Genomic DNA, 15,159 nt, shown 5'->3' on the forward strand with positions numbered 1-15,159 from the left:
GGTAACAGAAACGAAACCCTGTTTCTGGCCATCAGGCATTATCTGGCTTTTCGGGGGACGACGCAAGCGCTCGCATTACGGCTTGCTGACATATGTACCAAAAATAGAGTGCAATATTTATCTCGCTGAACAACTTGGTGATACCTTCTAGGAGACTAGGAACTGATCCCGATAAATGGCTCTGGTCTACTGCTAACGCTATAAAAAATAACGTGATGCTAGCAAATAGCAACCTGTAAGGTGTGGCCTGTAATTCTCTTTTGAAAAATAAGGCGTAGCCGATAATCGCAAGGGGGTAAAGCGAGACAAACATTAGCTTAGAAACACCAGATCGTTCCAAGAAAACGTGAATGCGGAAGATTTCATCTAAGAGATACCCACCCGTTATTAATCCTGAACAAAAAATAAATAGAGTTTGTTTAGATCGGGGTTCCCTCGTTCTAAGTAAGCCCCAGGTAAACCCACAAACTACCACAGGTACAGAACACAATAGTTGAAAGATATATGTTAATAATCTTTCCTCAATATAAGAACCTGCTACTGGGGGCTTAAATAATTCTTCTAAAGGTTGCCCCAAGGACTTTATGCAGACAACTATCCCCCCTACGGACAGGAGAGATAAAGCATTTACCAGAATAAAAAGTCGGGAATTTTTCATATAGTCTCGACGATTTACTGTCAAATTCAAGAGAGTCTGTTCAGATTAATTGATTGTTGCCAAAACTTCAACCACACATATCATACCACACGGGAGCATCCGGTTTTTGAAACTCCCCTGGTGAGGGCGAAGCATTCGGATTATCAATTACTGGTTTTGCCCGAGAGATTATTCGCCGGAATGCTTCTCCCCTACATAATCGGGATGCTCACTCCCACACCTCCTTATAACTAAACTTTCGCACCGGCTCAAGCGAGCCGCCCTTGGCCAGAAACCTTAACAAGCCATCGTCCCTGCCCTTTTTATCAATATTGCACAATAAACAGCAACTGTCAAGTCACACTCCCTCTTGGGGGCGCAATCGATATTCGGCTTTGCCCGCCTTAAGCCCCAATGCTGTTTGGGCCAGTTCCCCGGCACCCCCTGCCGGCGTTTTGTGAAGAAAAGTATAAATTTACAGAGGATTTTAAAATTCTGTGCCAAGCTGAAAGTAATATAGCTTTTCTCATATTAGTGAGGTGCTGAGAAACCCGGTTTCTTTTAAAACCGGCTTTCTGGGCCATAGTTTATCCAACTGAGAACCGCTATATACTTACTCAGGCGTGTCGCGGACATCAACTGCGACAGGGAGTTAAATAAAATGAGCGAAATCCCAGATTTTTCCAGCCACGGCTATCAGATTATCCGAGAAATTGGACGCAACCAAGAAGCGGGGCGCATCACCTACCTGGCTACCAGCACCCCTCCCAACCAAGGGGATGAGACAGAACAAGTGCGGGTGGTTATCAAAGATTTTCGCTTTGCTCTTGCCGGTGCGGAGTGGTCGGGCTTCAAAGCGTATCAGCGCGAGATTGAAGTGCTGCAGCAGCTTTCTCACCCCCGCATTCCCCGCTATTTGGATTCCTTTGAAGCTCCCCACGGCTTTTGCCTGGTGCAGGAATATAAAGATGCGCTGTCTTTAGCCGAAAAATCCACTTTATCGCAGAAAAACCTTAAGTATATAGCTATCTCTGTATTAGAAATTTTGGCCGATCTGCAAAAGCTCAACCCACCAGTCATACACTGGGATATCAAACCGGATAATATCCTGGTGGATGAGCAATTTAACGCTTATCTGGTAGATTTTGGTTTTCCCCGAATTCGCGGCGGACAACTGGCGATCAGCAGCGTCACCACCGGCACTCCGGGTTTTATGCCGCCGGAGGAGCAATTTGGACACCAGATCTCGGAAGCTTCTGATTTATACAGTTTGGGGGCGACGCTGATTTGCCTGCTCACCGGCACTCGCAGCGCGGATGTCGGGAAGTTAATTGATGACGACTACCGATTTAGTTTCAAACATCTGGTTCCTAAACTCAATCCGCGTTTCGCGGGGTGGCTGGAAAAGATGGTCGCCTCTAATGTCAAAGATCGATATGCTAATGCTAGTGTGGCTTTGGCAGCACTGAAGCGGGTTGATGTTGCTGGTGAGGGAACTCTGGCAGAGAGTAAATTCCGCACTGTAAAACGGAGAAAAAGGCTCCCCCTTCTCAGCGCAGTCGCCGTCTCGGCTGCAATTTGTTTGGCTTTATTTATGCTGTGGCAATACAGTACAATCGCGAGGTTGCTGCTATTTAAAGAATGTCGAGCGTGCGATCTCCAGCTTGCCAACTTGGGAGGTGCCAAGTTGGGAAATGCCAATCTGGGCGATGCCAACCTGGGGGATGCCAACCTGGAGGGTGCCAATCTGGGGGGTGCCAACCTGGGGGGTGCCAAGCTGTGGCGTGCCAGCCTCAAGGGTGCCAACCTGGAGGGTGCTGACTTGGAGGGTGCCAACCTGAGGCTTGCCAAATTCAAGAGTGCCCAAATTAACAAAGATACTAAACTGGATAATAAATGGCGTCTCGTGTGGGGGATTGTTAATCAAGGAGCGAAGGGGGCTGATTTAAAAGGTGCCAATCTGGAGGGTGCCAACCTGGAGGCTGCCAACCTGGAAGGTGCTAATCTGGAGGGTGCCAACCTGTGGAATGCCAACCTGGAGCGTGTCAATTTCAGGGGTGCTAACTTGGGGGATGCTAATCTCAGGGGTGCTAATTTCAAGGCTGCCAATCTGGCGGGTGCGAACTTGGTTGGTGCCAAGCTGGAGCGTGCCGACTTGGGGGATGTCAAAATCGACAAGGACACCAAATTGGATGACAAATGGGGTTTAGTCTGGCGGATTGTTAATCAAGGAGCGAAGGGGGCTGATTTAAAGGGTGCCGACCTGGGGGATGCTAACCTGGAGGATGCCGACCTGTCCAATGCTAACCTGGCCGGTGCCAAGTTGGGGGATGCCGACCTGGTGGGTGTCAACTTGGGGAGTGCCAAGCTGGGGGGTGCCGGTCTGTCGAATGCCAATCTGGAGGGTGCTTACCTGCAAAATGCCGATCTGGGGGGTGCCGATTTGGAGAATGCTAACCTCAAGGGTGCTAACCTCAAGGGTGCCAACCTCAAGGGTGCCAACTTGCACGGTGCCAAACTGGAGGGTGCCAAACTGGAGGGTGCCAAGCTGGAGGGAGCAATTATGCCCGATGGCACAAAGCACCAGTAGGCGCGGTTTGGCGCTGTGGCGATGCCGGTTTTGGATTGAAGCGCCTTCAGCCGCCGGCAATCCCAATCTTTATACCTTGAGGCATCTGTGTCTGTAATTTTAATCTGCTTGTTCTAGAAACGAGGCAGAGCCTCTAAAGGGGCGTTCCCAGCCTCAGGCTGGGAACGAGGGTAATGCGATGCAATGCTGATTTAAGATCCATTTGACGAGTGATGACCAAAACTGGTTAAAAGACTTTCAAGTGTCGGCAGCAGTTGATTGACTTGCTTGAGCCGAATAATTAGATCCCAGATAGGTTCTGCTTTTTTCCAGGCTCCTGCATAAGCAAGGTGACGCAAGCGATCAGCTAAATTGTCCTTTGTCCAAGCGCCTTTAAAGATAGAACTCCATCGGTAAAACTCTTGATAAGAGTGCCAATACCCCTCCTCCAATGTTTCAACGCTCATCTGCATCGGGCGGTAGACGGCATGGCGCGTGTCATAGAGATCCCAGTTGTGAGTGGTAATGCGCTTTTGAGCCAACATCCTTTCGTACAGAGGCGTACCTGGATAGGGAGTCAAAATATGAAACGTTGCCGTCTCAATGCCCTGACTGATAGCCCATTCAACTGTTAGATCAAAAACAGTTTTATCATCGCTATCCATACCATAAACAAAACTGCCATTGACCATGACGCCGTATTCTCGTAACCGCCGAATTGCAGCACTGTAATCCCGATTGAGATTGTGGTATTTGTGCTGTTCTCGCAGATTGTGATGGTTGAGGGTTTCAAACCCAACAAATAAACTCCGCAATCCAGCGTTGACTGCCTTTTCTAAAATTCCAGGCTTCAGAATTGATTGCACCGTAGCTGCTGCCTGCCAAACTCGTCCCATTCCCTTCATTCCTTCAAATAACTCAGCTGCAAAATCTTCCCGAGCAAATAGATTATCGTCCAAAAAGTAAACGTGTTTTCCAGGTAATTTCTCTAGTTCAGCTAGAGCCTGGTCTACAGGTTGAGTGTAGAAGGATTTGCCGCCCTTGTAAAAGGCATCTTTATAACAGAAGTCACAGTGGTGAGGACACCCTCTAGAAACCACTATGGAGTTGGGAATAAGGTAGTGATGGCGCTTAATTAAATCCCGACGAATTGGGGGAGCATTTACTAGCGATCGGATTTTAGACTGATATACCGGGGCGGCGCGTCCAGCCCGGAAATCCTGGAGAAATTGAGGCCAAGTATCCTCACCTGGCCCTAAGAACATTGTGTCAGCATGTTGAGCGGCTTCCTGCGGTAATGAAGTGACATGCAAACCCCCCATAGCCACATACGCGCCTTTATTTCGATAGCGATCTGCCAACTCATAAGCTCGATATGCTGAAGTAATGTAGACCTGAATTACGACGAGATCGGGTTCGTCATTGAGATTGATGCTTTCTATATGTTCGTCTTGCAGATCGATCTCGTCATCTGGATCGAAAAAGGCCGCGATCGTTGCTAATCCCAGGGGTGGAAAGAGATGATACTTAATCGGTCTCCAAAAAGGACTAAGGGCTTCTGTTAGAGCGGGCAATATCATTTTGACTTTCATAGATGCTCTTCTTTCTCAACGGAGTCTTCAATAGAGTTACCAGCTGGATAAGATCGTTTCTCTGTTTCAACTAACGCCTGTTGTTTAAAGTTACACTCCCTCTCACTCACCATCAAAGTCTCTCTTTCTCTATCAGGGACTTCGCACACTCCGGCTCAAGCGCAGCCGGGGGTCAGAAACGTTAACAAGCAATCGCCCCTACCGTCTCTATAAATATTGCACAATAATCAGCAACTGTCAAGTCACACTCCCTCTTCCGGGGGGAATTGGCATTCCGCTTTGGCTGCCTTAAGCCCCAATGGCCCTCACATATCCTTTCTCTTGTAGCAGCCATGCCCCCTGTCTCTCCCTCGATGCAGTCGGGTTTATAATGGGCAGCGCTAAAATTATTAAGCACTGTTACGCCCTGTCCTCATGTTTGACCCCGCCGGCATCCCAGACGCCCAGCCAGCCTCATCGCCAAATGGCCACAACCCGCCCCGCCAGGGCAATACCATCCGCATTCGCGGCGCTCGACAGCACAACCTGAAGAACATCGACCTGGAATTGCCTCGCGATCGCCTGATCGTGTTCACCGGCGTCTCCGGTTCCGGCAAATCCTCCCTCGCCTTCGACACCATCTTCGCCGAAGGACAGCGCCGCTATGTCGAATCCCTGAGCGCCTACGCCCGCCAGTTCCTCGGACAGCTGGACAAACCCGATGTGGACGCCATCGAGGGACTCAGCCCCGCCATCTCCATCGACCAAAAATCCACCTCCCACAACCCGCGCTCCACCGTCGGAACCGTCACCGAGATTTACGACTACCTGCGCCTGCTGTTCGGGCGTGCCGGCGAGCCCCACTGTCCCATCTGCGACCGCTGCATCGCCCCCCAAACCATCGACGAGATGTGCGACCGCATCATGGAACTCCCCGACCGCACGCGCTTCCAAATCCTCTCCCCCGTCGTGCGCGGCAAAAAGGGCACCCACCAGAAGCTGCTGTCCAGTTTAGCCTCGGAAGGATTTGTGCGCGTCAGGGTGGATGGCGAAATTCGAGCGCTCGATGAAACTATCGAGCTTGATAAAAACCACACCCACACCATCGAGATCGTTATCGACCGGCTGATCAAAAAGCCCGACCTGCAGGAGCGTCTGGTCGATTCCCTCACCACTTGCCTGCGCCATTCCGGCGGAATTGCCGTCATCCAGATATTAAATGACACATCCGCCGAGACAGCTGCTGCGCGGCGTGGGAATAATTATAGCACAAACCCGCCAAAAGATGCAAGTCTCCCATCTGAAGGAATTCCGCAAGAATTGGTGTTTTCGGAAAACTTTGCCTGTCCGGAACATGGGGCGGTAATGGAAGAACTTTCCCCGCGACTGTTCTCTTTTAACTCGCCTTATGGGGCGTGCCCGAGCTGTCACGGGTTGGGTTTCTTGCGGACTTTTTCGCCAGATTTGGTGGTTGCAGACCCAGACGCGCCGGTGAGTAGCGCCATCGCGCCTTGGGCGGACAAGGAGAACCCTTACTATTTCTCGCTGCTGTGCGCTGTCGGTAAAACTTGTGGCTTTGATATCGACACGCCTTGGAAGAAACTGACTGAATACCAGCAGCATTTTGTGCTGCACGGTGGGGAAGATCCTATTGTGATGAAAGGCGAGAGGGGCTATCACCGGCACTTCCCCGGCGTGCTGAGTTTCCTCCAGCGCCAGTATGAGGAGACAGCTTCGGAGCTGCAAAAGCAGAAGCTGGAGCAGTATCTTGTGTGCCAGCCCTGTGAAGCCTGTCAGGGAAAGCGTCTGAAACCGGAAGCGCTTTCCGTGCGCATGGGGCAGTACCGGATTGCGGAGTTAACCGGCGCATCGATTAAAGAGTGCGTGGAGCGGATTAATCAGCTGAAGTTGAGCGAGCGACAAGCCAAGATTGCTGATTTGGTGCTCAGGGAAATTCGGGCGCGGCTGCAATTCCTGCTGGATGTGGGGCTGGATTATTTGACTTTGGACAGACCGGCAATGACGCTCTCCGGTGGGGAAGCGCAGCGGATTCGTCTCGCGACGCAAATCGGTTCCGGTTTAACCGGCGTGCTCTATGTTTTGGATGAGCCGAGCATTGGGCTGCACCAGCGAGATAATGGGCGGCTTTTGCACACGCTGACGAAATTGCGGGATTTGGGGAATACGCTGGTTGTGGTGGAGCACGATGAGGAAACGATTCGGGCGGCTGACCATCTTGTGGATATTGGCCCAGGTGCCGGTGTTCGCGGCGGAAATATTGTGGCGCAAGGGGATTTGAAAACCTTGCTGGCGGCGGAGGATTCGCTCACCGGCGCGTACCTGTCGGGGCGGAAGGTGATAGAGACGCCGGTGCAAAGGCGGGAAGGAAACGGAAACTCTCTGCGCATCAAAAACGCCCGCCGCAACAACCTGAAAAACATCGAGGTTGAGATTCCGTTGGGCAAACTCGTCTGCATCACCGGCGTGTCGGGTTCGGGGAAATCCACTTTAATTAACGAGTTGCTCTATCCCTCCCTGCAGCACCACCTGACGCGCAAAGTTGCCTTTCCCAAGGAGATGGATGCGATAGAGGGGCTCGATGCAATTGACAAAGCCATTGTGATTGACCAGTCTCCGATCGGGAGAACTCCGCGTTCTAACCCAGCGACTTACACCGGCGTGTTTGACGTGATTCGGGATTTGTTTGCGGAAACCATTGAAGCCAAGGCGAGGGGTTACAAGCCAGGGCAATTTTCCTTCAATGTTAAAGGCGGGAGGTGCGAAGCTTGCGGCGGACAGGGCGTGAATGTGATTGAGATGAACTTTCTGCCGGATGTGTACGTGCAGTGCGAGATTTGCAAGGGGGCGCGGTACAACCGGGAAACCTTGCAGGTGAAGTACAAGGGGAAATCGATTGCCGAAGTTTTGGATATGACGGTGGAAGAAGCCGTGGAGGTGTTTAAGAATATCCCCAGGGCGGCGAGCCGGTTGCAAACTTTGGCGGATGTCGGGTTGGGTTATCTCCGCCTCGGGCAAACCGCGCCCACCCTGTCTGGAGGTGAGGCGCAGCGGGTGAAGCTGGGATCTGAACTGTCTCGCCGCGCTACGGGGAAGACGCTTTATTTAATAGATGAGCCTACGACGGGCTTGTCTTTTTATGATGTGCACCAGCTGCTGAATGTGCTGCAGCGGCTGGTGGATAAGGGGAATTCGATTATCGTGATTGAGCACAATTTAGATGTGATTCGCAGCGCCGACTGGGTGATTGATTTGGGACCCGAAGGCGGAGATAAGGGGGGTGAGGTGATTGCTGCCGGCACCCCGGAGGATGTGGCGAATTCTCCGCGCTCTTATACCGGGCAATATTTGAAGATGGTACTGGCGCAGCATCCGCCAAAGGGGGCTGTGGGGATGCGATAAGCTCTTAGGCTTTTAACCTGCTTTTCCGTTGAAAGTCAAGAAACCGGGTTTCTTTAAGAAACCCGGTTTCTGGGACTAAATCGCGTCTCTACAAGGGAGGGGCAGATGTTTTTTTAATCGTCTCGGCGATTCTTTTGGCGACTTCTTCGCTCCTCCAGTAACTGTCGTGGGCGTCGCCGCCATGCAGCAGGGCGAGCATTGTCTGGCTCACCGACTCGGTTATCCAGTCGGAAAAGTCAGCCTTTTGGGTAATCGCGTCTTGAAAGTCGAGGTATTTTTCCTCGTCATCCACCAGATCGAACATGAGGTTTGCCAGTGGCCAAGCTACAGGATCGCCTGGATGGATAAAGTTTATCCAAGGTAGCTGCTGGCGCACTCTCTTGTAAAGTGCCTCCAGCATCTGGTTGAGCAGGGGTTGAAAGTCGTGACTGCTTCCATTGACGCTAATCAGGCTAAATAGGGCGAGCGGCGAGCCCATTGTGTGAATGCTGGCCAGACGGATGCCATCCCCCGGATTGGGGGCTAATCCGGACAAAAATTCGCGAATTTCCATGACATCTTTAGAGCCGGGCACTCTCTTAGCTTCGGGCGTGTTTTCGTCGCCCCAACGGTCAGCAAACAGGATGTCAAATAGAATGACTGTACCCCAACTGTGAGTTACGAGGTGCAGCCGGTCTGTTTCGGGGTTGTAGCGCTTCGATCCATCCGGAGTGTACAGCGCTGTCCTTGCCTGATCTTTGAGCCTCTCGACAACGTTGGAACCGACGTGCCGGCTGAGGTAAAGAGCGGCATCGCCAGCAAACTGCAACAGCTGATTGGCGCGGAAGTCTTTGAACCAAAGCTTATCCCAAATCTCGTTCGAGGCTTTTAGTCTTGTTAGGAGTTTTTCCTCTTCGGTTTTGTTGACATCTCCCCAGTAAAGGGTTATCTTTTTCAGCTTCAGGGATGACCCTGCGTTTCCCTGAATCAGCTTAAAAAGCTTGTCGGCGTAAGCCGGCTGTTCCCGCTTCTCGCGGGTGTTGACACCGTGTATAAATAGGATATAATCAGTAGCCATCAGCGATTTTAGTGGTTTATAGTTTACGACATGTGTACCGACTGTTCCCACAGGTTTCCGGGTTTTTCGTGAGGGTTTTACAAAACTTAATTTTTCCGGTGGGGTGCGTTCTGCTTTGCGGAACGCACCCTACTACTGCCGGGGGCAGAGGCAATCGGCAGTGGGATGTGATATAATATAGCGTGCCGGCTGGCGTCACGCCCCCCACTTCTTGCAGAGACGGGATTTATCGGGTCTGAATTTTGGCTGTCGGGAACGCACCCCACTTCAGGTGCCGGGGGCAGAGGCGATCCCCATTGAAATGTGATATAAATGTGATATAATGCCGGTGGTGTGCGCGGGCGCGCCACCCACCCTACTTGTTCTAGAAACGCGGTTTAGCGCGTCTGAATTTTGCCGCACCCATTGGCGGGCATCTCATAAAGGTTGAGGAGGATATATGTCTGTGCTAGAGGGGTCTTGGAAACACGAATACATCACCGCAAATGGGGTGAAACTGCACTATGTCACCCAAGGAAAGGGCCCGCTGATGCTCATGCTGCACGGGTTTCCTGAGTTCTGGTATTCGTGGCGTCACCAAATTCCGGAATTTGCCAAAGATCATAAAGTCGTCGCGCTCGATTTGCGGGGCTACAACGACAGCGACAAACCCAAAGAGCAATCCGCTTACGTGATGGAGGAGTTCGTCAAAGATGTGGGAGGCGTAATCAAGGGGTTGGGCTATGAAAGCTGCGTCTTGGTGGCGCACGACTGGGGGGGCGTGATTGCCTGGTTTTTCGCTTACGCGCATCCGGAAATGGTGGAGAAGCTGATTGTGATGAATATTCCCCACCCGGCGAAATTTTCTGAGGCGCTGCGCAGCAATCCGCAACAGCTGCAGCGGAGCTGGTACATCTTTTTCTTCCAGATGCCGGTGCTGCCCGAGCTGTGGCTCCAGTGGAATGACTATCAGCTCATTGACGAATTTTTTAGGGGGATGGCAGTCGATAAAAGCGCCTTCACGCGGGAAGATATCGAAGCCTATAAAGACGCCGCCGCAAAACGGGGCGCTCTCACCGCCAGTATCAATTACTACCGCAACATTTTTCAAAGTTTTTTCAACCCAGACCAGTGGGGGGTGCTGCGCGTTCCGGCGCTGATGATATGGGGGGAGAATGACACGGCTCTCGGCACGGAATTAACCTACGGCACAGAAGCGTATGTGGAAGATTTTCAAATTCGGTACATCCCGAATTGCAGCCACTGGGTGCAGCAGGAAAAACCGGAGTTGGTGAACCAGTACATGCGAGAGTTTTTGAGCGAGGATTTGTCTGGGGGTTGACAGGGAGCAAGAGGGGGGCGATAATGGGGGAGAGAGTCGGAAGCTGCCGGCATGCGGCGGGTAGCCGAGACTCCGCCCTCTTGTAGGGGGCTGTACTTGAAGCCGGTGGCAGCACCCCCTGCAGGGAAGTGCTGTGAAAAAGGACGCAAAGAGCTTCGGAAGAACGGCAACCCACCTCCGGATCGCTGTCGAAGATGCCCAAGTTACAGTCACGATCGTGAGAAGATTATGAAGAGCAGGATTATTGCTTTCTTTAATAACAAAGGAAAAGTTGGCAAAACTTCCCTGGTGTATCACTTGGCATGGATGTACAGCGATCTGGGGTTTCGGGTGGTTGCAGCGGATCTCGACCCGCAAGCGAACCTCACAGCTGCCTTTTTGGATGACGATCGCTTGGAAGAACTTTGGCCAGAGGGGAATCATCCCAACACTGTCTTTGGATGCGTGCAGCCTCTGATTAGAGCCATCGGTGATATTGCAGAGCCTCACTTGGAATATGTCGAAGAACAGCTGTCATTATGGGGCGGAAAACTGGCACTTTTAGTCGGGGATTTATCACTTTCAGCTTTTGAAGACCAGCTCTCAGAAGTGTGGCCCAAGTGCATGGATGGCGATGAGCGCGCCTTCCGTGTCATATCTGCCTTTTGGAGAATGATGCAGAAGACAGCCACCGCACACAAAGCTGATGTGATTTTAATGGACTTAGGGCCAAATTTAGGGGCGATTAATCGCGCCGCACTGATTGCAGCGGATTGGGTTGTTGTGCCGCTTTCTCCAGATTTGTTTTCTTTGCAGGGCTTGCGCAACCTGGGCCCCACTTTGCGACGCTGGCGAGAAAACTGGAAAGATAGATTGAAGAAGAACCCAGCACCTGATTTGCAGTTGCCAGAAGGTCGGATGCAGCCGGTTGGTTATGTTGTTTTGCAGCACTCAGTCAGGCTAGATCGTCCCGTGAAGGCATACAACCGCTGGATTGCCCGCATCCCGACAGTTTATCGAGACGCTGTGTTAAATCAGCCTGAGGATGGCGGCATTTCTGTGGCAGACGACCCTCACTGTCTGGCGCTGCTCAAGAACTACCAGAGTTTGATGCCGATGGCTCAGGAAGCTCACAAGCCTATCTTCCACTTAAAGCCGGCTGATGGGGCTATTGGCGCTCACACTTCTGCGGTCAGAAATGTGAGCCGAGATTTTCAGGCTTTAGCTGAAAAAATCGCTCAGCAGACGGAAGTTCATATTTCCTCTCTTTTCTAAAGGGCGAGGGAGTTCGTGACTTGGGCTTTATTATAAAAATAAAGCCACAATAAGCTGTTAGACTTTTAACCGGCTTGTTGGATAAAGGAGGTAGAGCCTCCAGAACCTCGTTCCCAGGCTCCGCCTGGGAACGAGAGAACTCCTGCAGAAATTCGATCGCTCTCTCAAGCCGTCTACAGTTCGAGGAACGGGTAATCGGTATATCCCGCCTCACCGGCACCGTAGAAAGTTTTGGGATCTGCCGGCGGATTCAATTCCGCATTCAGTTCAAAGCGTTTTGGCAAGTCAGGATTGGCAATAAACAGCCGGCCAAACGAAACTAAGTCCGCATCACCGCTTGCCAGAACAGCATTGGCTTTATCTTTATCATAGCCCCCATTGGCGATAACCGTACCTTTGTAAAGCGGGCGGAACACCGGCAGCACGGGATCGATCGCCTCGCCGGTGGCCACATCCGCCTCATTGGGCTCCATCAGGTGAATGTAGGCTAGATCGAAGCGATTCAGGGCTTGGATAACATAGCTGAAAGTCTCTTTGCGGTTTGAGTCCTTCATGCCGTAGAAGGTATTGCTGGGAGAAAGTTTAATCCCCACGCGATTGCCACCCCAGACCCCGGTCACAGCTTCTACCAATTCTAGCACAAATCGGGCGCGGTTTTCAATCGATCCCCCATATTTATCGGTACGCTGATTGGAGCCATCGAGCAAAAATTGCTCAAGAAGATACCCAAAAGCGCCGTGCAGCTCAACCCCGTCAAATCCTGCAGCCTTGGCCTTTTCAGCCCCCTTGCGGAACTGCTCGACAATCTCTGGAATTTCACCGGTTTCCAGGGCGCGGGGAGTGGACAGCTCTACTTTCCCAATCGGGGTGTGGAGTTGCCCCACACCGGCGATAGCGCTGGGCGCAACCGGCATTTCCCCATTCAGGAGAGCGGGGTGAGCGATGCGCCCGCTGTGCCAAAGTTGCAAGAAAATCCGCCCTCCCTTATCGCGAACAGCTTCAGTAACTCGCCGCCAACCGTCTGCCTGTTCCTGCGAGTAGATTCCCGGGCAATTCATATAGCCATTGCTCAGGGGAGAAACCATCGCAGCCTCAGTAATAATTAACCCCGCTGAGGCTCGCTGCGCGTAGTAGGTTGCCATCAGCGGTTGCGGCACGCCGCCGGTCGCCCGCAGGCGCGTCAGGGGAGCCATCACGAGCCGGTTGGGCAGGGTGTGCGGTCCCAGTTGCGCCGGGGTAAATAGGTTGGGTTGAGCAGTATTTTCAGACGCTACAGATGACATTGAGTGTTCTCCTTAATGCACACTTAATAATTTACCACGTTCCGGAGGCAGGTACGCCGCCTGCGGCTACAGCTTTCCCTCGTGCCCAGGCGTAACCTGGGCACGAGAAATTGCTTTGGGTGCCTGCAATCCCTTAGAGGGCAGCGGATACAGCCAGCAACGGTTTGCGCCCCAACCGATAGCTCATTTAGACCAAGAACTGGCACTGCCAGACATGGCAGAAGTTGCGGGAATGAGCCAGTATTATTTCTGCCGGCTGTTCAGCCAGTCAATGGGCGTCGCGCCCTATCAGTATGTGATTCAGCAGCGGGTGGAGCGCGCCAAAGGGTTGCTGAAAGAGCGGAGACTCCCCCTTGCTGATGTTGCCTTGGCGTGCGGGGAAAGCCAACCAAAGTCACTTTACCAAACACTTCCGCCAGCTCACCGGCATCACCCCCAAGGCTTATCGGGAAAAGTAAAAGATAGAAGTTTCCGATCTTGCCGGCGGTACCGCCGGCAAAAACTCATTTCGTGCTATCCTGTAAAATGAACAAAACCGCTGGCTGCCGATTTTCGCCAGCCTTGGGCGGGAAATACAGGGGAAAATCGTTTCTCTGCCGGCAGAGGGTGCGGAATTTTCTGTCGCAATTCCGGTGAGGCAGCAGCCGCGAAAGCCGGTTTGATTTTTGCGATCCGCCAAGAATCGCGGGCGAGTGCCACCGGCGAAGGCGCAGCGTTGCGCTATCGGGCGTCTCGCCCGCCCCCACAAACTGTCCCACAAGCGCGTCACAAGAGTTATAGCAGCAGTCATATTGGTTACGACATCAGTGGCCTAGGGGAAAAGGCGTAGGACAGGCGTCCCGCCTGTCCTACTGTCCTAACCTAAGTGAATACTGCTATACATCTAATTCAAACTCTCGATTTTCTCCACGTCTGTCCTGAATAATTTCCACCGGCCATTTGTTTTCCTTAACGTATGTATGACGGCTGCCCTATTATTCCTGAAGTCGGGTCCCGCAATTTTTATGGTGGTCTGAGTGACCCTCACTTTGGCTTCACTTCCTGCAATATTAATCACCTCCAGGCTATTCAGCTCATATTTCAAGTCATAGTCATTAAACAGGTTTTGCGTCAGAGCTTTTGTCACTTCAAAAACCGGAGATCCTGGGTCAATCGTGGCAAGATACCCTTCTAAATCTTCTCTTTGCAAGGCTCTCAGATTTTCATACACGGCTGCTTTGATGGCCTCTATTTGATTGTTCGCCTGAGAGAGCTGCTCTTCTGGCCTCTTTCCTTCTGCTTTTGCCAGAGGTTCGTTCCAGCTCGTTAAAGCCTTTTCTGCTTGCTGGCAAGCACTGACACTAGAACTAATCATTAACAAGCTCAGCCCAGCAGCTAGCCGTGAAGTTTTTAATAATTTCTCTGTGAGAACAGACATAACAGATGCGACCCCGAAATGCACTTATAGCGGTTCTCAGTTGGATGGAGTGCGCCTCAAAAAGCAGGTTTCTGTAAGAAACCGGGTTTCTCAGCCCCTCATTGATATGAGAAACGCTAGATTAATAGTATCACAAAAATAAACTTGTGTCAAGCTACAAATTTATTTCCTGTTTTGCAGCAAATTTTATCCCGGGAATCGACCCAGATGAGTCAAATTACCTGACGGCTTTCAATCCCTCACCGGCATCCCTTCACTCCTGCGACACATCCCCGCCGCCAGTGACTTCATCCCATCCTACCGCCACCCCGCAAAGTGCCGGTGAAACCGAGCCAAGAAGTGCGCTTTGAGCTGACAGAAAAACGCTTTACCTCTGAGTTGCATGCCAGAGTTTAACGGAGGCTTCACCTAATCTTAACTTCCGTCTGTTAGACCTGCAAAATTCCCTTGGCCGGCACTGGGGGTCGCAGAAGAAAGAGCCCGGCGTTGCCAGACTCCCACACCAGCAGCACCGGCAGCCGGTGGGTTAACTTTTGTTGCGGTGGCCACGCGCCAGCGCCGGCTGGGGCAAACTCTTAAGCAAGTCTTAAGCCGCACGCGCAGTCTTTGTAAGAATTGTCACACTTTTTG

The 15,159-nt window shown here is 51.9% G+C and carries 12 protein-coding genes; 7 read left to right on the forward strand and 5 right to left on the reverse strand.

Going from position 1 to position 15,159, the window contains the following annotated elements; translation table 11 throughout:
• Positions 1 to 31: 31 nt before the first annotated feature.
• A complete protein-coding gene (locus OSC10802_RS57205) occupies positions 32 to 658 on the reverse strand; it encodes a DUF8692 domain-containing protein (protein ID WP_026098566.1) in 627 nt (208 codons plus the stop codon).
• A gap of 640 nt (positions 659 to 1,298) precedes the next feature.
• Here OSC10802_RS57205 and OSC10802_RS45420 point away from each other — a divergent pair.
• Positions 1,299 to 3,227: a pentapeptide repeat-containing protein gene (locus OSC10802_RS45420; protein WP_017717970.1), complete on the forward strand. Its 1,929-nt coding sequence runs from the start codon at positions 1,299 to 1,301 to the stop codon at positions 3,225 to 3,227.
• A gap of 191 nt (positions 3,228 to 3,418) precedes the next feature.
• On the opposite strand, the gene OSC10802_RS0116995 is transcribed toward OSC10802_RS45420, so the two are convergent.
• Positions 3,419 to 4,798, reverse strand: a complete 1,380-nt coding sequence (locus OSC10802_RS0116995; protein WP_017717971.1) for a B12-binding domain-containing radical SAM protein — start codon at positions 4,796 to 4,798, stop codon at positions 3,419 to 3,421.
• 414 nt (positions 4,799 to 5,212) lie between these two features.
• On the opposite strand from OSC10802_RS0116995, the gene uvrA reads away from it, so the two are divergent.
• Positions 5,213 to 8,197: an excinuclease ABC subunit UvrA gene (uvrA, locus tag OSC10802_RS0117000; RefSeq protein ID WP_017717972.1), complete on the forward strand. Its 2,985-nt coding sequence runs from the start codon at positions 5,213 to 5,215 to the stop codon at positions 8,195 to 8,197.
• Between the two features lie 88 nt (positions 8,198 to 8,285).
• Here uvrA and OSC10802_RS0117005 read toward each other — a convergent pair whose 3' ends face one another.
• Positions 8,286 to 9,254 (reverse strand): hypothetical protein, encoded by a 969-nt coding sequence (locus OSC10802_RS0117005; RefSeq protein WP_017717973.1) that lies wholly within the window; start codon positions 9,252 to 9,254, stop codon positions 8,286 to 8,288.
• A gap of 439 nt (positions 9,255 to 9,693) precedes the next feature.
• On the opposite strand from OSC10802_RS0117005, the gene OSC10802_RS0117010 reads away from it, so the two are divergent.
• Together OSC10802_RS0117010 and OSC10802_RS0117015 are read left to right on the forward strand one after the other, a co-directional pair.
• On the forward strand, positions 9,694 to 10,575 hold the full coding sequence (locus tag OSC10802_RS0117010) for an alpha/beta fold hydrolase (RefSeq protein WP_017717974.1): 882 nt from the start codon (positions 9,694 to 9,696) through the stop codon (positions 10,573 to 10,575).
• Between the two features lie 228 nt (positions 10,576 to 10,803).
• Positions 10,804 to 11,829, forward strand: a complete 1,026-nt coding sequence (locus OSC10802_RS0117015; protein ID WP_017717975.1) for a ParA family protein — start codon at positions 10,804 to 10,806, stop codon at positions 11,827 to 11,829.
• A gap of 173 nt (positions 11,830 to 12,002) precedes the next feature.
• Here the strand turns inward: OSC10802_RS0117015 and OSC10802_RS0117020 are convergent, their stop codons facing one another.
• Entirely contained in the window at positions 12,003 to 13,112 is a 1,110-nt protein-coding gene (locus tag OSC10802_RS0117020) for an alkene reductase (protein WP_017717976.1), read from the reverse strand.
• Between the two features lie 115 nt (positions 13,113 to 13,227).
• Here OSC10802_RS0117020 and OSC10802_RS53065 point away from each other — a divergent pair, with 115 nt between their 5' ends.
• A complete protein-coding gene (locus OSC10802_RS53065) occupies positions 13,228 to 13,641 on the forward strand; it encodes a helix-turn-helix domain-containing protein (RefSeq protein ID WP_026098569.1) in 414 nt (137 codons plus the stop codon).
• Positions 13,642 to 13,770: 129 nt separating this feature from the next.
• Complete coding sequence (locus OSC10802_RS53070; protein WP_198525143.1) at positions 13,771 to 13,941, forward strand: hypothetical protein; 171 nt, start codon at positions 13,771 to 13,773, stop codon at positions 13,939 to 13,941.
• Positions 13,942 to 13,995: 54 nt separating this feature from the next.
• Here the strand turns inward: OSC10802_RS53070 and OSC10802_RS0117030 are convergent, their stop codons facing one another.
• Positions 13,996 to 14,529: a Cif family virulence factor gene (locus OSC10802_RS0117030; RefSeq protein ID WP_017717977.1), complete on the reverse strand. Its 534-nt coding sequence runs from the start codon at positions 14,527 to 14,529 to the stop codon at positions 13,996 to 13,998.
• Between the two features lie 146 nt (positions 14,530 to 14,675).
• Here OSC10802_RS0117030 and OSC10802_RS50145 point away from each other — a divergent pair, with 146 nt between their 5' ends.
• A complete protein-coding gene (locus tag OSC10802_RS50145) occupies positions 14,676 to 14,879 on the forward strand; it encodes a hypothetical protein (RefSeq protein WP_155967970.1) in 204 nt (67 codons plus the stop codon).
• The last annotated feature ends 280 nt before the right edge of the window (positions 14,880 to 15,159 follow it).

This window comes from Kamptonema formosum PCC 10802, from assembly GCF_000332335.1.
GTDB lineage: Bacteria > Cyanobacteriota > Cyanobacteriia > Cyanobacteriales > Oscillatoriaceae > Oscillatoria.

What these genes read in the sequence shown, in the direction of transcription:
- OSC10802_RS57205 (WP_026098566.1), bottom strand. Translation starts at nt 658, where the DNA reads ATGAAAAATTCCCGACTTTTTATTCTGGTAAATGCTTTATCTCTCCTG.
- OSC10802_RS45420 (WP_017717970.1), top strand. Translation starts at nt 1,299, where the DNA reads ATGAGCGAAATCCCAGATTTTTCCAGCCACGGCTATCAGATTATCCGA.
- OSC10802_RS0116995 (WP_017717971.1), bottom strand. Translation starts at nt 4,798, where the DNA reads ATGAAAGTCAAAATGATATTGCCCGCTCTAACAGAAGCCCTTAGTCCT.
- uvrA (WP_017717972.1), top strand. Translation starts at nt 5,213, where the DNA reads ATGTTTGACCCCGCCGGCATCCCAGACGCCCAGCCAGCCTCATCGCCA.
- OSC10802_RS0117005 (WP_017717973.1), bottom strand. Translation starts at nt 9,254, where the DNA reads ATGGCTACTGATTATATCCTATTTATACACGGTGTCAACACCCGCGAG.
- OSC10802_RS0117010 (WP_017717974.1), top strand. Translation starts at nt 9,694, where the DNA reads ATGTCTGTGCTAGAGGGGTCTTGGAAACACGAATACATCACCGCAAAT.
- OSC10802_RS0117015 (WP_017717975.1), top strand. Translation starts at nt 10,804, where the DNA reads ATGAAGAGCAGGATTATTGCTTTCTTTAATAACAAAGGAAAAGTTGGC.
- OSC10802_RS0117020 (WP_017717976.1), bottom strand. Translation starts at nt 13,112, where the DNA reads ATGTCATCTGTAGCGTCTGAAAATACTGCTCAACCCAACCTATTTACC.
- OSC10802_RS0117030 (WP_017717977.1), bottom strand. Translation starts at nt 14,529, where the DNA reads ATGTCTGTTCTCACAGAGAAATTATTAAAAACTTCACGGCTAGCTGCT.